The sequence below is a fragment of the Leeuwenhoekiella marinoflava DSM 3653 genome (assembly GCF_900129005.1).
Lineage (GTDB): Bacteria > Bacteroidota > Bacteroidia > Flavobacteriales > Flavobacteriaceae > Leeuwenhoekiella > Leeuwenhoekiella marinoflava.
Map to the genome: position 1 here is coordinate 19,262 of NZ_FQUN01000026.1, position 21,151 is coordinate 40,412.

20 protein-coding genes are annotated in these 21,151 nt (G+C 39.5%); 3 read left to right on the forward strand and 17 right to left on the reverse strand.

The features are described 5' to 3' along the window. The first annotated feature begins 91 nt into the window (after window positions 1-91). Window positions 92-1,192, forward strand: a complete 1,101-nt coding sequence (locus BUB91_RS19005; RefSeq protein WP_073100767.1) for a DUF4407 domain-containing protein — start codon at window positions 92-94, stop codon at window positions 1,190-1,192. A gap of 78 nt (window positions 1,193-1,270) precedes the next feature. On the opposite strand, the gene BUB91_RS19010 is transcribed toward BUB91_RS19005, so the two are convergent. The 6 genes from BUB91_RS19010 to BUB91_RS19035 all read right to left on the reverse strand — a co-directional run bounded on the left by BUB91_RS19010 (window position 1,271) and on the right by BUB91_RS19035 (window position 10,593). After that, window positions 1,271-2,521 carry an NAD(P)/FAD-dependent oxidoreductase gene (locus BUB91_RS19010; protein WP_073100768.1) on the reverse strand — a complete coding sequence of 417 codons (1,251 nt, stop codon included), beginning with the start codon at window positions 2,519-2,521 and terminating at the stop codon, window positions 1,271-1,273. Between the two features lies 1 nt (window position 2,522). Then, complete coding sequence (locus tag BUB91_RS19015) at window positions 2,523-4,802, reverse strand: S9 family peptidase (RefSeq protein ID WP_206635285.1); 2,280 nt, start codon at window positions 4,800-4,802, stop codon at window positions 2,523-2,525. Window positions 4,803-4,817: 15 nt separating this feature from the next. Continuing rightward, entirely contained in the window at window positions 4,818-5,825 is a 1,008-nt protein-coding gene (locus tag BUB91_RS19020) for a 4-hydroxyproline epimerase (protein ID WP_073100769.1), read from the reverse strand. A 28-nt stretch (window positions 5,826-5,853) separates the two neighbouring features. After that, entirely contained in the window at window positions 5,854-7,578 is a 1,725-nt protein-coding gene (locus BUB91_RS19025) for a DUF885 domain-containing protein (protein ID WP_073100770.1), read from the reverse strand. 86 nt (window positions 7,579-7,664) lie between these two features. Then, window positions 7,665-9,242: an aldehyde dehydrogenase (NADP(+)) gene (locus BUB91_RS19030; RefSeq protein ID WP_073100771.1), complete on the reverse strand. Its 1,578-nt coding sequence runs from the start codon at window positions 9,240-9,242 to the stop codon at window positions 7,665-7,667. Between the two features lie 421 nt (window positions 9,243-9,663). Beyond that, window positions 9,664-10,593: a dihydrodipicolinate synthase family protein gene (locus BUB91_RS19035; RefSeq protein ID WP_073100829.1), complete on the reverse strand. Its 930-nt coding sequence runs from the start codon at window positions 10,591-10,593 to the stop codon at window positions 9,664-9,666. A 134-nt stretch (window positions 10,594-10,727) separates the two neighbouring features. On the opposite strand from BUB91_RS19035, the gene BUB91_RS19040 reads away from it, so the two are divergent. After that, window positions 10,728-11,579, forward strand: a complete 852-nt coding sequence (locus tag BUB91_RS19040; RefSeq protein ID WP_073100772.1) for an AraC family transcriptional regulator — start codon at window positions 10,728-10,730, stop codon at window positions 11,577-11,579. A 154-nt stretch (window positions 11,580-11,733) separates the two neighbouring features. Continuing rightward, window positions 11,734-12,291, forward strand: a complete 558-nt coding sequence (locus tag BUB91_RS19045) for a hypothetical protein (RefSeq protein ID WP_073100773.1) — start codon at window positions 11,734-11,736, stop codon at window positions 12,289-12,291. 4 nt (window positions 12,292-12,295) lie between these two features. On the opposite strand, the gene BUB91_RS19050 is transcribed toward BUB91_RS19045, so the two are convergent. The 11 genes from BUB91_RS19050 to ruvC form a co-directional block, all read right to left on the reverse strand. Continuing rightward, window positions 12,296-13,081, reverse strand: coding sequence for an SDR family oxidoreductase (locus BUB91_RS19050; protein WP_073100774.1), 786 nt, complete (start codon window positions 13,079-13,081; stop codon window positions 12,296-12,298). Window positions 13,082-13,289: 208 nt separating this feature from the next. Next, window positions 13,290-13,607: a cupin domain-containing protein gene (locus tag BUB91_RS19055; RefSeq protein ID WP_073100775.1), complete on the reverse strand. Its 318-nt coding sequence runs from the start codon at window positions 13,605-13,607 to the stop codon at window positions 13,290-13,292. A 102-nt stretch (window positions 13,608-13,709) separates the two neighbouring features. Beyond that, the gene (locus BUB91_RS19060; protein WP_073100776.1) at window positions 13,710-14,714 is read right to left on the reverse strand and encodes a metal-dependent hydrolase; all 1,005 of its coding nucleotides are present in this window, start codon (window positions 14,712-14,714) and stop codon (window positions 13,710-13,712) included. Then, on the reverse strand, window positions 14,715-16,490 hold the full coding sequence (locus BUB91_RS19065; protein ID WP_073100777.1) for a MutS-related protein: 1,776 nt from the start codon (window positions 16,488-16,490) through the stop codon (window positions 14,715-14,717). It lies immediately after the preceding gene. 45 nt (window positions 16,491-16,535) lie between these two features. Beyond that, window positions 16,536-16,907 carry an MmcQ/YjbR family DNA-binding protein gene (locus tag BUB91_RS19070; RefSeq protein ID WP_073100778.1) on the reverse strand — a complete coding sequence of 124 codons (372 nt, stop codon included), beginning with the start codon at window positions 16,905-16,907 and terminating at the stop codon, window positions 16,536-16,538. A 52-nt stretch (window positions 16,908-16,959) separates the two neighbouring features. Next, window positions 16,960-17,484 (reverse strand): GNAT family N-acetyltransferase, encoded by a 525-nt coding sequence (locus tag BUB91_RS19075; RefSeq protein WP_073100779.1) that lies wholly within the window; start codon window positions 17,482-17,484, stop codon window positions 16,960-16,962. Next, the gene (locus BUB91_RS19080; protein ID WP_073100780.1) at window positions 17,465-18,097 is read right to left on the reverse strand and encodes a DUF4230 domain-containing protein; all 633 of its coding nucleotides are present in this window, start codon (window positions 18,095-18,097) and stop codon (window positions 17,465-17,467) included. Before BUB91_RS19080 ends, BUB91_RS19075 begins: the two co-directional genes overlap by 20 nt. Window positions 18,098-18,112: 15 nt before the next feature. Continuing rightward, window positions 18,113-18,463 carry a DUF4260 domain-containing protein gene (locus BUB91_RS19085; RefSeq protein WP_073100781.1) on the reverse strand — a complete coding sequence of 117 codons (351 nt, stop codon included), beginning with the start codon at window positions 18,461-18,463 and terminating at the stop codon, window positions 18,113-18,115. A 2-nt stretch (window positions 18,464-18,465) separates the two neighbouring features. After that, a complete protein-coding gene (locus BUB91_RS19090) occupies window positions 18,466-19,215 on the reverse strand; it encodes a cyclase family protein (protein WP_073100782.1) in 750 nt (249 codons plus the stop codon). Between the two features lie 68 nt (window positions 19,216-19,283). Further along, entirely contained in the window at window positions 19,284-20,474 is a 1,191-nt protein-coding gene (gene hemW / locus BUB91_RS19095; RefSeq protein ID WP_083558055.1) for a radical SAM family heme chaperone HemW, read from the reverse strand. Between the two features lie 11 nt (window positions 20,475-20,485). Continuing rightward, on the reverse strand, window positions 20,486-21,061 hold the full coding sequence (ruvC, locus tag BUB91_RS19100) for a crossover junction endodeoxyribonuclease RuvC (protein WP_073100783.1): 576 nt from the start codon (window positions 21,059-21,061) through the stop codon (window positions 20,486-20,488). Window positions 21,062-21,151: the final 90 nt, after the last annotated feature.

The window sequence follows — 21,151 nt, forward strand, 5'->3', positions numbered from 1 at the left end:
CTTTACTATAAACCAGCGTTATAATTCTTTAGATTTGCACGGTTTACGGTGCCTGTCGCCTTATAAAAATTCATCATCAATCATTACAATCATGTTAAAAAAATTCTTTATCCTTTGTTCGGGTGCAGACCACGCCCTTTTAGACACCTGTTCGCCAGGTGAGCAAAACAAATATGCCGGTATTGGCGCTACTGTTTTTTTTACCGCTTTAATGGCGTTTATCGCTTCGGGTTATGCGCTGTATACCGTTTTTGATTCCATCCCAATGGCTGTTGGTTTTGGGCTTATTTGGGGTTTGCTCATTTTTAATCTGGATCGCTTTATCGTTTCCACCATTAAAAAACGCGATAACTTTTTAGACGAAGTGCTGCAGGCGGTGCCCAGACTTATCCTTGCCCTGATTATCGCTGTGGTGATTTCAAAACCATTGGAACTTAAAATCTTTGAAAAGGAAATTGATCGGGTACTACTTGAGCAAAAAAACGATCTGACACTCGCCAATCAGAATCAGATTGCAGATCAGTTTACTCCGGCTGAAGCTGCCCTTGATACTGAAATTGAGGGTCTTAAAAACGAAATCACCACACAGGAAACCGAAGTAAATGCGCTCTATAACACCTACATCACCGAAGCCGAAGGTACTTCGGGCACCGGCAAACTGGGTAAAGGTCCGGTTTATGCCGAAAAACGCGAAAAGCACGATGCCGCTTTAGCCGAATTAACCCAGCTGAAAACTACTAATACTGAAAAAATAGCCGTGCTGCAACTTCAAAAAGAAAAACTCGCCACCGACTATAAAACGCGCGTGGCAGAGACCCAGCCCATCATTGATAATTTTGATGGTTTAATGGCGCGTATTGATGCGTTAGAGACCTTGCCTTGGCTGCCTTCGTTCTTTATCTTTCTCCTGTTTCTCGCTATTGAAACTACGCCCATCTTTGCGAAGCTTATTTCGCCTAAAGGGGAATACGATCTGAAATTGGCAGATGCTGAAGGCGAACTTAAATCATGGGCGACTCAAAAAGCAAATCAGCGTAAAAACTTGATTGATGCTGATAACATCATTAACGATAAGGTTTATGGGGATTTAACAGAGGAAGACGATCTCTACAATTACAAAAAGAAGATGGCCCGCGAACTGATGCAAAAACAGCAAGACGCCTTTTACAAGCGGCAGAGTAAATTGTTGTAAGCTTTTTTAAATTCATTCTTAAGTTTTCGAAGTCTTGAAAACTTAAGAATGAACAAAAATTTGCTTAAGCTGCAAGCCCTAGAATTTACGGTCAGGGTTGTAAACGCCTAGATCTAATGACGGTTTTTTACCATCAATGATTTCAGAAACCAGCAATCCGGTTCCGGGACCTAAACTCCAGCCCATCATCGCATGACCGGCTGCAAGCGTTAGATTTTCCCATTTTGAAGTTTTACCAATGTAGGGCAAACCATCAGGAGTTACCGGTCTTAAACCACATTGTGCCTCTGCTTTTTCTTGTTCGGTGATGGCTACATTTTCAAAATACTTCGGCACCGCTTCAGCAATAGCTTCAACTCTGGCTTTATTGATAGTGTGGTTGATTCCGGCGATTTCCATAGTACCGGCATATCGTGTAAAGCCATTCATAGGTGTTACAGCGACTTTCGCTTCGCATAAAATAGAAGGCAATGTGATTCCGGTTTCAGTTTCAGAATTGATGCGATACCCTTTTCCGGCTTGCATTAAAATATTCAGGTTGAGTTTTTTGTTTAAAGAACCTGCCCAAGCTCCGGTTGCTAAAACAACTTCATCTGCTTCTAGGGTTGTTCCATAAGCGGTTTTCACAGCACTTATCTTTTTTCCGTTGAAATCAAAATCAACTACTTGCTCCTGTTTTAGGAAGGTCGCACCTTTTTGTACTAAAAGCGTTTTGAGCTCTTCCATAAATTCTCCCGGCGTGGTATGCTGATCACACTCGTAAAAAGCTGCACCTTTGATATTTAGTTTAGCATTGGGCATTTTTTGCTGTACTTCTGCTGCGGAAAGCATACGTGCTGGCAAACCTTCTTTAGTCGCCAAAGCCAAAACATGCCCTTCTTCTTCAAGCATATGCTCACTTTGACACAGCATCAACAAACCTTTCTTTTCGAGTTGAAAACTGAAATTTTCAGTGTCTTTGATATCAGAGTATAAATCGCGGGAAAGCAAATTGATATCGCGAATTGCCGGAATAGCTTTAGCCACATTCTTCTCAGAACAGGAGCTGTTAAACGCCATCGTCCATTTTAGAAAATCGGCATTTATGCGCGGTTTGATGTACAACGGACTCTTACTGCTGAACATCCACTTGATGCCTTGCTTCATCACTCCGGGTGCCGCAAGCGGAATAATATGGCTTGGGGTTAGATAACCGGCATTTACGTAGGAAGCGCCGCTATCCATACTTCCCTGATCAATCACGGTTACTTGATGACCTGCTTTTTGCAGATAATAGGCGCTGGATAAACCTATGATTCCACCGCCAATAATTACACAATTCTTTACCATACTAGTCGATATTATAATCCCAAAGGGTTTCTTTATTCAATAGATTTTTTATGAAATAATTCCAGCGCTTTTTCTGAAAATAGGCATTATGCTTTCCGGTATATCCGTGACGTTGACTCGGTATAATGAGCATATCAAACTCCTTATCTGCTTTGATCAATGCTTCAGCAAACTTAAAAGTTGCTGATGGATTCACATTGTCATCAATCCCACCATGAACCAATAATAATTTCCCTTTTAGATGAGGAGCCATTGTGATATTAGAGACTTCTTCATAACGGTCATCTACCGGATACCCCATATACATCTCGGGCCACCAGGCTTTTTCCATTCTAAAATCGTGATCACCACTACTGGCGACAGCCACTTTGTAAAAATCAGGAAATGCCAATACCGCATGACCGGCATCAAAACCACCTGCTGAATGCCCAAAAATCCCAACACGCTCTGCATCTACCCAATCGTATTTTTCACCTAAAAATTCAATCGCATTCACGTGATCTCTCAAGTTATCGCCCATATTCATATAAGACACATCTCTAAAGGCTTTAGAGCGACCTGCCGTCCCCAAGCCATCTATCGCAACAACAATAAAACCTAAATTTGCCATTGCCTGATTGCTAAACGCCTGACTAAAAGAGCGCGGAAAACGCTGGGTATGCGGCCCTGTATATGTGGCATCAATAACGGGGTAACTTTTAGAGGAATCAAAATTTATGGGTTTCCAGAATGCGCCGTAGATTGGGGTTTTGCCATCTTTACCGGTTAGGCTAAAAACCTCTGGAGCTTCCCAGCCATCTGCTGCTACTGCTGTAAAATCAGCTTCGGTAAGCTGGGCTGCAATTTTTCCGTTCTTTTTGCTTCTTAAAACGGTTTTTGAAGGTTGATCTACTGCGGAAATAACATCGACAAAATAATCTGAGTTTTCTAAAAACTGAATGTCGTGATTAGCGTTCTCAGGCGTTAAAACAGTTGTCTTTCCATTTAAAGAAATACGATACAGTTTTTGATGATACGGGTTTGCATCAGCTTCTACCCCCGAAGCATTGTAGTAAATCTCTTTTTTCTTTTCGTCAATATAAACGATGTCATTCACTACAAATTCTCCATCAGTCAATGGCTTTACAGCTCCGCTTTCTTTATTCAGCAAATACAGTTGTTTCCAACCGCTACGTTCAGAAAGCATTACCAGATCTTTCCAACCTTCGACTTCACGATATTCAAAATTATCAATACTGGTACTTACAGACTCTTCATATAAGGTTTCAACACGTTCTGCGTCTAAATCAACAGTTTTTATATATTGATCCTTATAACCTCTGCTGCGATACGAAGTAATCATTTTATGAGGCTCTTGCTCAAGCCATCTTAGCCAAATCCCGTTAACGTGAATTTTTGTAGGCAAATCAATATTCAATTGTTTTTTTGCAGGAACATCAAAAAATACCGGTTTATAAGTTACCATAGTAGCGTCTCCCGGAGAACCGCGGTAATAACTCAATAATTTAGGTTTATACAAACTGTCTATACTGTGATCCAGTAGATACATTTTTTCTGCATTACGGGTATCTACAACCTGAGTTACCAAATATTTTGAGTCTGGTGACCATTGCACATTAAAATGCTTAGGACGTTCCGTACCTTCACCTTCTATGATATCAAACCAGCCAATACTACTCGCGTAATCGTAGCCTTTTTCCCCGTCAGTGGTTAGTGGGAATTCAGTATCAGTCTCTGTATTTTTTATGAATAAGTTATGCTCTTTAACAAAGGCTACCCACTTTCCGTCAGGTGATGTTGATTCTTCCTGATTGCCCCATCTGCGTTCTCTTTCTTCCTTCTCATCAGCATCGTCTAGCACGCCTGTTTTTGTATCCCAAGTGTAGCTTGTATCATCAAAATCAAAACGATATCCGTCTTTTATTTTATCTATTTTAGAGATTGAAAATTCATTAGCCTCCACGTGCTTTTCTAACTTTTCAGACAAAGCTGCTGCAAGTTTTTCCTGATCAAAAAGAGGCTTCACCGTTCCGTTTTTAAACGAAACTGTTTTATAAACTTTTCCCTTTTTGGAGTAATCCACAAACCAAATCCCTGAATGATCTTCAAACTCATGAACCGCAGTACTTAAGTTGAATACCTTTTTGTTCATCAGGTTTCCGTAGGTATAATCAATGGCTACTTGATACTCTGCCATAGTCATTTGCTCCTGAGCAAAAACCACTAAACTGCAACATAAACTTGCCAGAAAGAAAACTGCTCTAGTATTTAAAACCATCATACGCTATTTTTTTTATTATAAAACCTGAAACCCAAATGCATAAGGATCGTCAGTATCTATGGTCATCGTATTATAGCCGTATATACGCGCCCAACCTTTAATACTGGGAACTACAGCTTCAAAATCACCTATTCTTGTTACTTCTTCTACACGCCCCGTAAACTTAGAACCTATAAAACTTTCGTGAATAAAATCAGTGTGTGGTTGAATGATTCCTTTAGCATGCAATTGTGCAATACGCGCTGAAGTACCGGTACCACAAGGAGAACGATCTATAGCCTTGTCACCATAAAACACCGCATTACGCCCGGAAGAAGAAGGATCAAGCGGATTACCCGTCCACAACATATGACTTACATCTCGAATGGTATCATTCTCAGGATGCACAAAACAATCTTTGTATTTCTTGTTGATCTTTTCTCTGAGAATTTTACTCAGACTAACAATTTTTGAAGCATTAAAATCGTGTACACCACTAAAATTTTGCTGGGGATCTACGATGGCATAGTAGTTTCCTCCATAAGAAACATCAAATTGGAGTTCGCCCAATTCATCACAGTCAATCGTTAAATCGCGTGCTGCGAGATAACTTTTCACATTGGTCAGTTTTACCCAATCTACTTTTTTACCGGTTTGCTGATATTCAATTTCAACGAGTCCTGCCGGTGCTTCCATTCTGATTCTACCGGGGATTTTAGGGATGATAAGGCCTTCTTCGATGGCAATGGTAATTGTTCCGATAGTTCCGTGGCCGCACATGGGCAGGCAACCGCTGGTTTCTATAAATAATATTGCAAAATCATTTGCGGGGTCGTGCGGCGGAAATAAAATACTCCCACTCATCATATCGTGTCCCCGAGGTTCAAACATTAAACCTGTGCGAATCCAGTCATACTCTTTTAAAAAGTGTTGCCGTTTCTCACTCATGGTTTTACCTTCTAAAGCAGGACCTCCGGCTTTTACCACACGCACAGGGTTTCCACAGGTGTGCGCATCTATACATTCAAAAGTGTGTACAGCCATTTTTTAATTCACGTATTATGATTTGTTTTTATTTTTTTGTTTCGGCTATAGCCTTAGTGATATAAGCATCTACACGCTCTTCAAGAATAGGAAGGGTTACCGTTCCTTCTTCTAAAATCACATTGTGAAATGCACGAATATCAAAATCTTCACCTAATGTTTTTTTAGCACGCTCTCGCAGTTCGCGTATTTTGAGTTCGCCTATTTTATAGCTCAATGCTTGTCCCGGCCAAGCGATATAGCGGTCTGTTTCGGTGTTCACTTCGTGTATAGAAAGAGCTGTATTTTCAGACATATAGTCTACAACTTCTTGTCTTGTCCAACCCATTGCATGAATCCCGGTATCAACCACCAGGCGGCACGCGCGCCACATTTCATAAGTCAACTGACCAAACTTTTCATAAGGCGTTCTGTAAATACCCATCTCGTCAGCCAGGTATTCTGAGTATAACCCCCAACCTTCACCATAAGCAGACAGGTATAAGTCTTTTCTAAACTGTGGAATATCATCACTGATTTCCTGATTTAAAGCACCCTGTAAGTGATGTCCCGGTACTGCTTCATGAGCTGTAAGAGAAGGTAAGGTATAAAGAGGTCTGCTCTCAAGCTGATACGTGTTAACCAAATAATGCCCTGCCTGAGTACCGTTAATACTACTCCCTGAATAGCGACCACCGGTATATTTGGGTGCAATCGCATCAGGCACTTTTATCACACCGTAGGGCTGTCTGGGTAATCTGGAGAAAAAAGCAGGCAACTCATTATCTATTCGTTTTGCAATATCTCTGGCGTGCATCAAAAGCGCATCACCAGTTTTTACATAAAACTGATCATCTGTACGTAAAAACTTCAGGAAATCTGAAAAGCTTCCTTCAAAACCTACTTCTTCAATAATGCCTTGCATTTGAGATTTGATACGAGCGACTTCGCTTAGTCCTAATTCGTGAATGCTTTTTGCTGTATATTCTTTTGATGTAGTATAAAAATTAATTCGATTTTGATAGAATTCTGCTCCTCCCGGCTGTGCAGAAACGCCAATCGCATCCCGGCTATTGGTCATATATTCCGTTTCAAAAAATGCTTTAATCTTTTTAAAGCTAGGAATCACACTGTCTGCAACTACTTGCTTTGCTGCTTTTAATAAGGAATCTTTTCGCTCTTGCGGAATCGTTTCCGGTAAATCTAAAAATGGAGAATAAAAATAACTGTCAGTAGGATTATCTACGATATGCGTCTCGTAAGTCGACTCATACCCCTTAAAAATAATTCGAGGCTGAACAATGCCTTCTTCAAAACCTTTACGCATCAACTCAAAGTGACTTTGCGTAAAATAAGGTATTGCCTTAAGTCTTTTTAGGTAGCCCAAAGCCTGATTATAACTGTGTATGGGTCGTACCTGATAATTCAGATTGAGGTGAAATCCTTGATCTGCCTGAATGGGATTGAGGTCCATTTTATAGGTATATTCATCTATCTTATCCTGTAAAATGAAGCTTAGTAATTTATAAGAAATCGTCTCACTTTTGTTCAATTCCTTCAAATCAATTGCTTTCAACTGATTTAAAAGGCTTTTAGCAAATTGAGCACGCTCTTTAGGTAAGTCTTCGTCGTATCTACCTAAAGGGTAGTCTTGCCAATCATAATCCCGATGCTGTTGATATTCGCTAATTATACTGTCTAAAGAAACTGTTTGTTGAGCCTTTGCAGTTGCAATACTAAAAAAGACTAATAGAAATACTGTACAGTTTTTCATAAGCTGAAATTGTTTAATTATTATAACCGAATATCAAGAATACATCCACCTCTCAAAATTTTGAGAGATGGACTTTTTCATCAAGCCTAAGCTTTGATATATGCTCCGTCTACTTTACGAAGAATCCCTAATGGATTACCATCTTTCAACGCATCTGGAAGCAATTCCTGAGGCCAGTCTTGATACGAAACCGGGCGTACCCAGCGGTAAATCGCATCGTTACCAACTGATGTAAATTTAGCATCAGAAGTTGATGGGAATGGTCCACCGTGATGCATTGCAGGACAAACCTCAACACCTGTTGGCACACCATTAAATAAGATTCTTCCCACTCGAGAACGCAAGGCATCAATCACATCTTCATAAGCAGCAACTTCTGTAGTTTCTGCGATTAAAGAACCGGTTAATTGCCCTTCTAATTCATTTAAAACTTCAAGCAATTGCGCTTTAGAAGCACATGCTACCAACATAGAAAATGGACCAAAAACCTCTGAATGTAAGTTTCCATTCGCTAAGAAATCATCTCCTGTAACTTTTACAAGTGCCGGTTTCCCATCATTTGCTCCTTCTGCTTCTAAAGCTACTGCAAGAACTTCGGTTCCTTCAGCATCTAGCATTTGCTGTTTTCCGCTCTCGTATGCCGAATGGATATTAGGATGTAACATACAGTTCGCAGGCTGCTCTCCCAGACTTGCTGCGAGATGCTTTCCAAAACGCGCTAATTCAGCACCTGCAATACCTAAAATCAATCCGGGATTGGTACAAAATTGCCCAGCTCCCATATTGATGCTTCCTGCATATTTCTGCGCCCACGATTCTCCATTTGCTTTTAAAGCCTCCGGAAGAATGACAACAGGATTAATACTTCCCATCTCTGCATAAACCGGGATAGGTTCTTCACGGTTTGCTCCCAACTGAACCAATGCTTTACCGGCTTTGATACTTCCGGTAAAACCAACTCCTTTAATAGCAGGATGCTTAACCAACTGCTCCCCGACTGAAATACCCTTACTGTTCAAGTTAGAGAAAACACCATCTGGCATTCCTGTTTTTTCTGCTGCTTTTATAACTGCGGAAGAAACCAACTCACCAGTTGCTGCGTGCATAGGATGACTTTTTACAATCACCGGGCAACCTGCAGCTAATGCACTCGCGGTATCTCCTCCTGCTGTTGAGAACGCAAATGGGAAATTACTTGCTCCAAAAACCGCAACCGGTCCTGTAGCGATTTGCATTTTACGCAAGTCTGGCTTAGGTGCCGGCGTACGCTCTGGATTACCCTTATCTATAGTAGCATCTACCCAATCGCCTTGCTCTAGTAAAGAAGCAAAAGCATTTAACTGACCGATAGTTCTACCACGCTCACCCATTGCTCTACCTTCCGGCAGACCTGATTCTGAAGTATAAGCATCAATTAGAGGCTGACCTAAAGCTTCAATCTCCTTACCTATTGCTCTTAAAAAAGCAGCACGCTCTTTATCTGATTTTTGCTTGTATACAGCAAAAGCTTCAGTCGCTTTTTGCGCAGCAGCATCTATTTCAGCTTCAGTCGCTTCTGTAAATTGCCAATCATTCTCAGTATTGAGTTTAGGGTTAATGGTTTTGTAAGTCACTTTCCCTTTAGAAGAAAGTTCGCTTCCTATGTAATTCTTTCCTGTAATCATGTGTATCAATTTCTTTTGCTCACCAAAGTGAGATTTGTTTTTATCGGGTTCTCCCGAAAATCAAAATTTAATATCAAAACCAGCTCCAGAACTAGTCTTGAGGTAGTTTACGCCAAAAGCACCACGAATGCGGTGCTTTTGAAGCTATGATTTATATTTTGGTTTTCAATCTATTAAAGATTGATTAAAAATGAGCCCTCAGCTTAATTTTTAGCTTGAAAATTTCCAAACAGCTAAACTTAAAATCTAATATTAAACGAACCGCTTCGGGCTCAATTTCTCACCAATTATTCCATCCTTTAAACTTCCGCTTTTGCGAAAGTAAACTACCTCGGGGCAAGCCCACGAGGCATTCATTAGAAACCAATTTTCAATTTCGAGGCAAGCCTCGGGATATTAACCCTTTGGCGGTGCCAATAAATTAAGCCATTTCTGCATTGATTCCTTTATACTCAGGCAATGTAGGTCTGCTTGCTAAACCCTCTTTTATGATTTGCAATACTTCTTCACGACGCTCACCAGCTAAAGGTAAACGTGGTGCACGCACGTACTCAGAACCTATTTCAGTATGAACTTCTGCAAGTTTGATGTTTTGTACCAATTGTGCATCTATATCCAACTCTAAAAGTGGTAAGAACCAACGGTAGATCTCTAATGCTTCAGCAATACGACCTGCTTTTTGCAATTCATAAATAGCTACAGTCTCTGCAGGAAAAGCACAAACCAACCCAGCAACCCAACCGTCTGCACCCATTAATAAGCTTTCTAAAGCAAGAGTATCTACACCAGTCATTATTTTTAAACGATCTCCAAATCGGTTTTTAATACGCGTCACGTTAGAAATGTCACGAGTAGACTCTTTTACCGCCTGAATATTAGGTTCTTCAAGTAACTCTTCAAACATATCTAAAGTCACTTCAATTTTATAGTCAACCGGGTTGTTGTAAACCATAATAGGCAAAGAAGTGCTCTGTGCAACTGCTTTAAAAAATGCTACAACTTCACGATCACTTGCTTTATAACGCATAGGAGGCAACATCATCAATCCTGCAGCACCATCTTCTTCAGCTTGTTTTGCCGCAGCAATAGCTCCTTTTGTAGTTTGCTCTGCAATGTTCATCATCACCGGCACAGAACCTGCAACAATCTCAACTGTTTTACGAGTAAGTATCGTTTTTTCTTCATCGGTTAGCGTGCTTGCTTCTCCTAAAGTACCGCCTAATACGATTCCGTGAACACCAGCGTCAAGCTGTGCTTTTATGTTTACTTCAAATAGATCAAGATCTAATTGATCATCTGCTGTAAATTTTGTTGTTACTGCCGGCATAACGCCTTCCCAATTGATTTGCATAGTTTCTGATATTTTATAGATGGTACAAATGTAAAGGGGTTTCAAAGCTTTCATTTTGTACTATTTAACCAAAAGTTTGCACATATTAGCACAATTAGTGATTTTTACACAAAAAAAACGTCAAATTCTAACTAGTGAAGGTCTTACCATTTAAAATACCCAAGTCTGGCAATAACGCACTCATCTTACAAGAAGATTTAGAGCCGCTATTTTATGATAAGCTTCACCAGCACCCTGAGATACAAATGAGCTATATCTTAAAAGGAACAGGGACTTTATTGGTTGGTGATACGGTAAGTCGCTTTAAGCCAAAAGACCTGCTTGTTTTTGGCGGAAACTTGCCGCACGTATTTAAAAGCGACACACAGGAAGAAGGCTTTTCTCATATGCTTACGATCTTCTTTAACCGGGAAAGTTTTGGCTCCTCTTTTTTTGAAACTGAAGAGTTGAAAGAATTTGAACTTTTCTTCAATCAGGCTGCTTCCGGTTTTAGAGTTCAGGATAAAAACGAAAACTTAAAAAAAGAATTTGTTAGTCTGAAAAGCTTGCCAAATCTGGAACGCTTTATGAGTTTTATACAATTGCTCTACGCAATCTATGCAGCTCCTAAAGAATTGCTATCTAACTTCACTAAGAACACGAAATACACGGATACTGAAGGGCAGCGCATGAGTAATGTTTTTGGCTATTGCCTGAGTAATTTTCAAGAACGTATTACTCTGGATGAGATTGCCGAAGTTGCCGTGATGAGTCCTACCGCGTTTTGTCGCTTTTTTAAAGAACGAACAAATAAAACCTTCTATCAGTTTTTATTAGAACTGCGCACCGAACATGCCTGCCAATTATTACGCACTCCCGAAAATCAAGAATCGATAGCAAGTATCGCATTCTCGAGTGGTTTTAATTCGGTTTCTAATTTTAACCGGTATTTTAAGAAGCAGAAAGGAATGAGTCCGCGGGAGTATATTACTGCAGAAACGGGATAGAATCACAAATTACTCATCGCTCCACCGTAAATGGAAGTCTGATTACCCATGACATACCTAACAAGTTCTGAAGCAAAATACAATAGCTCATAATTTTAGTTGTAAATAGCTGCAACTGTTTTTAATAAGAAGGGTCTTTAAAAAAAAAGATATTATGTGGATCAAGAATTACGTTCAGATTTATTTAAAAAAAATTTTAACGATAAGTATAATTGGTCTTTTCTGCAACGAGTTCATTGCTCAAACTGAAACTAAAACAAATCCTAAGAAGTTTAAAAGTACATTTAATCAACAGAAAGAATTTGAAGTCTATGCCAATTACGGGTTTTTTAAAACCTATAAAAACACCTTGAGTTTTTACAATAACAAGATGGGAATAAGTTTTACTGCTGGTCACACAGTTCAAGGACTCACGTTGTCATCAAAACTACCAGACATTCAATTAATGACTGAAATTGTACTCACTTATGATGTAAAATCAAATATTCAAATTTATGCTTTAGGTAAATATGTTGATCGTCCTATTAACAATTCAGGAGAAAGTCAATCCTATATGAATCCACTGTTTGAACAAAGTGAATTTGGGATGGGAATTAAAGCTAGTATTGACGATTTAGAATTTGATATCGGACCCAAATTGATTCTCGATACCCGAAGTCTCAACTCCAATAATTCCTTCAGGATAAATACTAAAATTTCTAAAAAATTCTAGCTTTTTATAAACTACTCAACGCTCCTCCATCAATAGGAATTTGAGTACCTGTGATATAGCCGGCAAAATCTGAGGCTAAGAATGCAACTAAATAGCCATACTCAGCAGGATCGCCAATGCGCCTTACAGGAACTGCAGCTTCCAGTTGTTTAAGAACTTCATCTTCAGAAATGCCTTGCTCTTTTGCTTTTTGAGCATTCAACGCTTTTATGCGTTCCGTATTAAAATAACCCGTGAGGATGCTGTTTACAGTTATTCCATCTTTACCAACTTCAGTAGCCAGACTTTTTGCCCAAGTTACCACAGCGGCACGTACAGAATTAGACAATACCAAATACGACAAGGGTTCTTTTACTGTAACCGAAGCTACATTTATCACCCTGCCCCATTTGTTATTCTGCATTGATTTTAGTGCTAATGCTGTTGTAAAAGCAACGGTTTTAAACAACAAGTCAAAAGCCTCCTGATAATCTGCAATGCTCTTATCCAGAGCTGTACCGGCTTCAGGGCCTTGTGTATTGTTCACTAAAATAGCTACGGAATTGTTCTCAAAATACTCGGAAATCAAAACTTGATAGGCTTCAAAATCGGTAAAATCTACCTGAAGAATTTGATGCTGCTGACCTTCGTTAGTTGACAAAACAGACTTCACCGCTTCCAACTTATCAAGAGAACGCGACATTAGCGTAACAGTCGCTCCGCTCGCAGCCAACTGTATTGCGATTGCCTCACCAATTCCTGATGTACTCGCTCCTACGAGTGCTTTTTTTCCGCTTAAATTGATGTTCATTAGAATTTATTTTTAGATGCTATCCATTTAACCTGTCTGATTTATGGTCACCTCGAGCGCAATCGAGAGGCTTGAAATGAAATCCTTCTGAAAAGGTTTCGACGGCGCTCGACCTGACATTAAAATTTTATAGATTCTATTCAATCCTATTTTGTTCTTTCTTCAGTCTTTAACCTCTTCTTTATCTTCCTTTTTCTAAAATCAGAGCTTATTTATATTCTTCCCGTGTAGGACTGAACACATCCAGTAATTTACATGGCGTAAGTGCTTTTCCGCTGTGCGAAAGATGCGGCGCTATCACCACAATATCCCCGGGAAAATATACTTCGGTTTTACCATCTAGAGTAAACTCAAATTCACCTTCGATTACATGCATAATCTGTTCGTTCATATGACTGTGCTTCGGCACTTCTGCTCCTTCGGCAACTTCCCAAAAAGCCAATGAAGTATTTTGTGTATGCACCAGTTTACCATGATAACCCGGCATAATTTCTTGAGGTGTTATTTCTGAAAGTTTGTAGTTCATTCTTTTGTGATTCGTTATTTAATCTCTTTTGATTGCATTTCGACAAGCTTAATGTGACCCTTCACCCTAGATCCTGCTATCTTCTCTCGTATAATGGCTTTTTCAATTCCCCCAGATTCTGCTCCACAAACTACTTAAAACTTGCTTCATTGCTTCAGGGTCGCGTTTTGCTTCAATGATATCCAGTTTGTCATATTGATTTGGAACAAGCTGATAACTAAATACAAACTTTAAGTTTTCTGCCTCTAGGTCATAAACACCAAAACGCAAATCATTAAAAAACAAATGCTGCTCACGTTCCGCTATTGCGTACCAACCTTCGGCAATTTTAGCCAGTCGCTGTACTGTTTCTGAATTTTCATACTTACCTAATGCATCTCTGTTTTTTGCTATTCTTTTAAAAGAAATAGGCTTTGTATCAAAAAAGGAATAATCCCCCAGCAAATACGCATCTCCCACGTCTACATTAGCATACCATAAAATGGTATTGAAAGCTGCCGGACGCGTATCAATCTCTGTGTATTTAATATTTTGAGCATCCAGCGCATCTGTGAATTTTTGATAACTGACACCTTTTAAAATCAAAGTCAGAATCATATATCCTGAACTCACAATCAAGCCTAAGCGATTGTATTTTTTCCGCTTTGCGGAAGCTCTAGGCAAGCGCATTGCCAGAACCAAAAACACGAGAAAAGGCAACGTGTAGAGCGGATCGATCACAAATATATTTTGATAGGCCAACCTCAAATCAAAAGGCCAAAAAAACTGTGTTCCCCAAGTGGTATGGGCATCAAGTAAAGGATGTGTGAGCAAACCCCAGAAAAAAAGCCAAGACCAATCTTTCCAGGTGGCAACTGCCTTTTTATGAATTTTAGAAACCAGACAGCCTAAAATAGGCGCCATCAATACACTAAAAACGATAGAATGACTGAGTCCGCGATGAATTTCTATCGCCGTCAAGGGATCTAAAAATTTACCCACGAGCGTATCCAAGTCTGGTATAGTACCGGCAATCGCTCCGTAAAGCATCGCTTTATTACCTACTTTCTTTCCTAATACAGCTTCACCTGCTGCCGCACCCAGAACGATTTGCGTTAGTGAATCCATCTAAGCATCGATAATGTTCATCTTTCGCAGCAGGAAAGACGCATTCATATTTTGACAGATTCCCTTTTTGAAGGTGTAATCAAAAAAGAGTTCGTCATTTTTTATCTGCGCATCAAAATAATAGTTTTTCACATCATCCAAAACATCTGCTGCTTCGCAAAGACTCAGATCATGAGTAGCGATAATACCTGTAGAATTTGACGCGACCAGTTTCTCTATAAACTTGCGAGAACCGATTGCTTTGTCGGTACTGTTTGTTCCTTTTAGAATCTCATCGAGAATAATAAAATAGGTATCCGTTTTTATTGCATTAACAATAAACTGCAGGCGTTTTAATTCTGAAAAGAAATACGACTCATCATCAGTAAGCGAGTCGCTGGTGCGCATACTCGTAATCAATTTTATAGGACTGTAAATCGCTCCTTTCACACAAATAGGCAAGCCTACATTACTCATCACGATACTCAAAGAAACCGTTCGCAAAAACGTACTTTTCCCGGCCATATTAGCTCCTGTGATGATAAAAAACTGCTCACTATCTATATGGAAATCATTTGCGATCGCCTTCTTGGGATCGAGTAGCGGATGTGCCAGATTAGCAGCATTTAGCGTATGTTTTCCAGGTTTTATTTCCGCGAAAGCGTAATCAGGATGATTGAATCTAAAATTACCCAGACTGTTTTGTGCATCAAAAAAAGCAATGACCTCAAACCAGTTTGCAACTTCATCTGCATATGTAGCAATCCATTTTTCTATGCGGAAACATTGTCTCAAATCTGAAAGAAAAAACGAATTGATAAAAACCCCGACAAACATATTAGAGCGCTGATCGAGAATACCCAGCATTTTTGAAAACTGTTCCATCACCACTGAAGCTTTTGCCTTTTGAGATTTAATTTTATCCTGCTCTCGCTTCAAATAAACCGAAGTAAACTCTTGCTCTTCCAGCAACAACATCAACTTATAATATTGCTCAAAAGTCGTTTGTGTTTTACCTGCTTTACTCCACAAATCATTTACTTTCTTAACGTACGCACCCGTAATAATCAAGCCTGTAAAAAACCAGTAAACAACAATGTTACCTGAAATGATATTCAGGTAAGACAGCACAAATAAAACTAATGAAACTGCCGTAAAGACATTAGGTAACCATTGCATGATTTTAGGAACAAAGCTCTTATAGACGTTTAACCAGTTTAGAATTGCCCCGACACTGTAATCTGCTTTTACCAGTGCTGCAGTAGCTCTAAATTGCTGACGCCAATCTGGTTGATCGGCAAGTTCTTTTACGGCTTCTTGCTTTTCAGGAATTTCATCAATACGGTTGGCCGTAAGTAAGGCAGCCAACTTTTGCTTCCCACTTTCTAATCCGGTTCTGTTAAGGTATTGAAAGAAGGAACCCCGTCCAAAAAGATCAACATCCTGACTGAATTCGTGCAGCGGGTTCTTAAAACTATCTCCATCTGGCAGTTCATGAAAATCTCGATTGAGCACCTTGATTTCAGTCTCATTTATAGCGATCATTTCTTGTAAAAAATCACGCTTGTATTTTAAACGGGAATGTCTGGAAACCAAAGTCAGAAACAGAATGATTTCCGCCACAATTACCGCGATAATTATCCGCGTGTTTCCCCATAAGAAATAAACAGCCGCAACACCTATTAAAAAGATTGCAAGCCGTATCATACTGCTTGAAAATAATAGCGACTGGATTTTTTTTAGCTGCTCTTGGTAAGTTGCTATTTTTGAGGTGTAATGCTCTTTTGGATGCTGCATGCGTTTGATTGAAGAAATGATTTTTGTAAAGCTAGATATTCAGAATCAATCCAGACTTTTTAATTGCTCTTTTAGCTTTTTTGTAAGACTGCTTACTATCAAACTGTAGCTATGATCAATAAATTGCTGCAGTTGTTTCATTGAAATTTCACCGTTGAGCACCACGGTATTCCAGTGGTGTTTGTTCATATGAAAACCAGGAAGCACACTATCTGGATATTCCGCACGCAATTCCTGAGCGTACTCAGGATCACATTTTAGATTGACACGCGGCTCTCCTTCCTCCCAGGTTTTGAGTCCGCTAAGAGCATACATCTTTCCCATAACCTTAAACACCAAGGTCTCGTTATCAAACGGAAATTCTTCAGTCGTGCCGGGTTTTCTTAAACAGTATTCTCTGAAGTTGTCGATGTTCATTGCTTTCTCCCGACCTCTCCCAGAAGGAAAGGAACTTTTTTTATTTATTAATTTAAAACGGATAATACATAATATAATCTTCCATCAAATAGCCATTACCAATATCAAAATCCTCGGAATAGCTGTTCTTAAAACCGTAATACTCATAAAAGGATGTGGCCTTATTACCCCGATTAACATGGAGCATTACTCCGGCATCTTCTGCTTTTTTTGCTTCCGCGAAAGCGAAGTCCATTAAAAAACGTCCGGCTCCTGTTCCCTGTGTTTTTGGCAGCACATAGATTTTATCTACTTTGGTAAGTGTAGCTTCTGCGTTTAAGCGCTTATCTGAATAATGCGGAATAATCGCTAAATAACCCACCGGCTCTTCTGAATCGAAAAGTATATAAAATAGGCTTCCGGTTTCAGTTTGCTTTTTTAATGAAGGAATACTGTACATCACCTCCATCATATAACTGATCTGATCTTCAGATAAAATATCTTTAAACGTCGCGGGCCAAACCTCGTCGACGAGTTCTTTCAACACCGGCCAATCTTTTTCTGAAATCGGCTTTACACTAAACTGCTTTTGCTGCATCTTTTTCTTTTAATCGGGGTGCTTCAACAGCAGTTTCTAAAGCTTTATAATCCAGTTTCCATCCAATGGTCTGCACCAGATTTTCCATAAGAGAAACCGTACTTAAAGCTTGTTTTGAAGCTTCGCCATACAAACCGCTCTGCGGTACTTTGTCGACAATATGCTGCTTAGCTTCTCTATTTATTTCAGTTAAATCTGTTGAAGTAAATGGGTTTGCCCAACCCTCTTTTTTATCGTAATACTTAAAATCGGTTTCAATGCTCAGTAATTCCGGTTGTGGAAAATCGGTTAACACAATGGTTCTATTCTTTACATCAGGATGCATTTTAATTTTGGTGAGATCAAAACCCACATAGGCTTTAGCGTCAATCAGAACCAATGCTTTTTTGCTTCCTAAGAAGAGGTTGAGCCATTTATCTTTTACATTCTGATAGTGATAAATTTCAGAGAAATCTCCTTCTACTGTTATAAACTTACACACGCTGCGTATTTTCTCCATCAAAACCACAGACTGTTGCTGTGCATTTTGCTGGCGCTTGCTTTTGTTGAAACGATTAAAAACTAAGTAAGCAATTACGCTGCCTACCACTAAACCTATGAATAGATATTCCATAAATCAAAGATAAGGTTAGTTGCCTATTTTCCCTAAATGCGTGTCTTTAAAACCGGTTTCATATTTCAATCCGTATCCCAACAAACGGTCAAAAGCAGCGTGAGAAAAAATAATTAATCCCGCAACTTGAAATTCTATAAGGTTGAATACGGTTCCTAATAGGTAGCAGAGTATTCCTAAACTTTTTAAATGCAAAAAATTATAACACCAAGCACCTATTTTAGATCCTGCCAAATACCCCAAAGCACTAACATCCGGAGCTAAAAACAAACCTATAAACCACCACCAGTTTAAGTCTAGGATGCTGAAAAGATAGATCCCTAAAAGCAAAGAACCGAATTCTTCAAATTTGAGTAGTGCTTTCATTATTACTTTTCTAAAGCATAAAGTACCGGTTTACTAGGGCTCGCATCATTTTCAAAAGATGCGATCTGCAGGTTAAGAAGATAACTACCATCTTTTACTTTATGCGGAACAAATATCATTTCGGTAATAGTAGCATCCATACGTATTTTACCTTCTAAATCCCAAAAAGCTTTATGACTTGCTAAAGCTCCTTCATCACGCTCCCTGTCTACGCTAGGTAAATCTATAAGCAAGTGTTTTACACTGCATTCTCTAATATATGCAACAGCTTCAGCCATTAAATAAGGCCAATTTGTATTAGACCATTTTCTGCTTTTTTTGCTTGTCGTGTTAGGCAATGTACGTATCACAAGCGCTTCAGGTCTTTTTGAACCAATTGCTTTTTGCACTTGCTTTTTAGTAAAAACCAGATCGTCTGCATACGATTCGGGCACTAGTGTAATAACCTCTGCAGTAAACATAAAAGTCTTTAAGCTCTTATTAATACTATGTACTTTTTCGGTAATATGACCTACACACTCGGTATGTGTGCCATGTGCATGGGGATTAAAGTTTATCGTATTGAAATTAACCACAGAACCCTGTGCAACAGCTGCCACCCATTTACCCACTTTCACAGGCTCAACATTAGGCGCATCTAAATACCATGCAACAGGATTTTTATCTCCGCTTACGATGGGAATACTTATGTCTAATGGTTTTGTAAAATCTATAGTATAGTCGTTGGAATTAATCGTGATTTTTGCTCGCATTCTTTTGTTCTGGCTGGTTATCTACTTTGATAAGTTAAGAATTTTGCTAAAATGTTACAGTAAAAATGTCACGAAAGATTGATTAAAAACAAATCGCTTGCGAGGCCATCGCTTAAAAATTTACCTTTTTGAGTGACTACAATCCGGTCTTGATCTAAAAACAGCAAATGTTCTTCTATATGTTTCTGAGCCTGTTGCAGCGCATACTCTTTAAATTTTAAACCGAAAGATTCTTCAATTTTGATCAATGAAATTCCCCAAATTGTACGCAGCCCTGTCATAACGTATTCGTTGTATTTATCGGTTACCGAAAGTGTTTCGCGCTCAATGGGTAGTTCTCCTGATTGTATCGCTTTAATATATTTAGGATTGCTATTGACGTTCCAACTGCGGGTTTCACCATCATAACTGTGAGCTGAAGGACCAATTCCCAGATAGGATTTCCCCGTCCAGTATGCTGTATTGTTTTGCGAATAATAGCCCGGTTTCCCAAAATTAGAAAACTCATAATTCTCAAAACCCGCTTGTTGCATGCGCTCAATTAGGATCTCAAAATGCCCTTGCGCTACTGCATCATCAACAGGCTTTACCACACCTTTTTCTATAAATTTCTGCAAAGCTGTATTGGGTTCAACGGTCAACGCATAACTCGATATATGCGGAATGTCAAGCGCTAAAGTTTTGTCTAGGTTTTCTTGCCAACGTGCGTCGCTCATATCGGGCATCCCGTAAATGAGATCAATTGAAATATTATCAAAATAGTTTTTAGCAAGTTCCAAACATGTTACCGCTTCGATGGCATTATGCGCCCGATTCATCAGTTTTAAATCTTCCTCAAAAAAAGACTGCACACCTATACTCAATCTATTGATTCGAGATGCTGCAAGCATTTTCAGTTTGGCTTCGGTAAGATCATCGGGGTTAGCTTCGAGGGTAATTTCAGCATCAGGATTTACTTCAAAATGAGAATCTATCGTCTTAAAGATTTGCGCTAATTCTTCAGCCTCTAATAGACTGGGAGTTCCTCCGCCAAAATAAATGGTTTGTAACGGCCCAGGGATTTCATCTTTCCGCAGGATCATCTCTTGGCACAAAGCATCAACTAATTCATTCTTTTTCTTCAATGAAGTCGAAAAATGAAAGTCGCAGTAATGACACGCCTGCTTGCAAAAAGGGATGTGAATGTATAGTCCAACACCGCTCCCCCCAGCCCCAAAAGGGGGAGTTTCACCTGCGTGTGGAAAATCTTTGATTTTCATAGAATACTGCGTTAAGCCCCCTTTGGGGGTTTGGGGGATGCAACTCTCTTTTCATTCTGCTTAACAAAAGTATCCCAACCGGTGTAGCTTTTACCGGTTTCAACACGACCGGCATTGAAGTGATGACACACAGCAGCTGCGAGACCATCTGTACTGTCCAGATTTTTAGGAAGCGTTTTGAGTCCGAGGAGACTCTGTAGCATTTTTGCAACCTGCTCTTTGCTCGCATTTCCGTTACCGGTAATCGCCATTTTTATTTTTTTTGGAAGGTACTCCGTCACAGGAATTTGTCGTGATAAACCTGCAGCCATCGCCACACCCTGCGCCCTCCCTAACTTAAGCATAGATTGTACGTTTTTACCAAAAAACGGAGCTTCGAGTGCCATCTCATCGGGATGATAGGTATCTATAAGTTCGATAGTGCGTTCAAAAATGAGTTTCAGTTTCACATAAGGATCATCGTACTTTTTAAGCAGTAGTTCGTTCATCTGAATAAACTCCATCTTCTTATTCACCACTTTAATGAGGCCAAAACCCATAATCGTGGTTCCCGGGTCAATCCCTAAAATGATTTTTTCTGATTTCAAGCGCTATTTTTTTTACATCTTTGAAGCTACCACAAAGCTAAACATAATAAGCGTGATCCTCATCTCTGCCTTCTTAATACTCTACACCCT

Coding starts and splice junctions, on each gene's coding strand:
- BUB91_RS19075 (WP_073100779.1), bottom strand. CDS start 17,484: ATGCAGCAAAAGCAGTTTAGTGTAAAGCCGATTTCAGAAAAAGATTGG.
- BUB91_RS19080 (WP_073100780.1), bottom strand. CDS start 18,097: ATGGAATATCTATTCATAGGTTTAGTGGTAGGCAGCGTAATTGCTTAC.
- BUB91_RS19005 (WP_073100767.1), top strand. CDS start 92: ATGTTAAAAAAATTCTTTATCCTTTGTTCGGGTGCAGACCACGCCCTT.
- BUB91_RS19035 (WP_073100829.1), bottom strand. CDS start 10,593: ATGCAAATCAATTGGGAAGGCGTTATGCCGGCAGTAACAACAAAATTT.
- BUB91_RS19050 (WP_073100774.1), bottom strand. CDS start 13,081: ATGAACATCAATTTAAGCGGAAAAAAAGCACTCGTAGGAGCGAGTACA.
- BUB91_RS19085 (WP_073100781.1), bottom strand. CDS start 18,463: ATGAAAGCACTACTCAAATTTGAAGAATTCGGTTCTTTGCTTTTAGGG.
- BUB91_RS19060 (WP_073100776.1), bottom strand. CDS start 14,714: ATGGATTCACTAACGCAAATCGTTCTGGGTGCGGCAGCAGGTGAAGCT.
- BUB91_RS19015 (WP_206635285.1), bottom strand. CDS start 4,802: ATGATGGTTTTAAATACTAGAGCAGTTTTCTTTCTGGCAAGTTTATGT.
- BUB91_RS19090 (WP_073100782.1), bottom strand. CDS start 19,215: ATGCGAGCAAAAATCACGATTAATTCCAACGACTATACTATAGATTTT.
- BUB91_RS19025 (WP_073100770.1), bottom strand. CDS start 7,578: ATGAAAAACTGTACAGTATTTCTATTAGTCTTTTTTAGTATTGCAACT.
- BUB91_RS19010 (WP_073100768.1), bottom strand. CDS start 2,521: ATGGTAAAGAATTGTGTAATTATTGGCGGTGGAATCATAGGTTTATCC.
- hemW (WP_083558055.1), bottom strand. CDS start 20,474: ATGAAAATCAAAGATTTTCCACACGCAGGTGAAACTCCCCCTTTTGGG.
- BUB91_RS19020 (WP_073100769.1), bottom strand. CDS start 5,825: ATGGCTGTACACACTTTTGAATGTATAGATGCGCACACCTGTGGAAAC.
- BUB91_RS19055 (WP_073100775.1), bottom strand. CDS start 13,607: ATGAACTACAAACTTTCAGAAATAACACCTCAAGAAATTATGCCGGGT.
- BUB91_RS19070 (WP_073100778.1), bottom strand. CDS start 16,907: ATGAACATCGACAACTTCAGAGAATACTGTTTAAGAAAACCCGGCACG.
- BUB91_RS19030 (WP_073100771.1), bottom strand. CDS start 9,242: ATGATTACAGGAAAGAATTACATAGGAAGCGAACTTTCTTCTAAAGGG.
- BUB91_RS19045 (WP_073100773.1), top strand. CDS start 11,734: ATGTGGATCAAGAATTACGTTCAGATTTATTTAAAAAAAATTTTAACG.
- BUB91_RS19065 (WP_073100777.1), bottom strand. CDS start 16,490: ATGCAGCATCCAAAAGAGCATTACACCTCAAAAATAGCAACTTACCAA.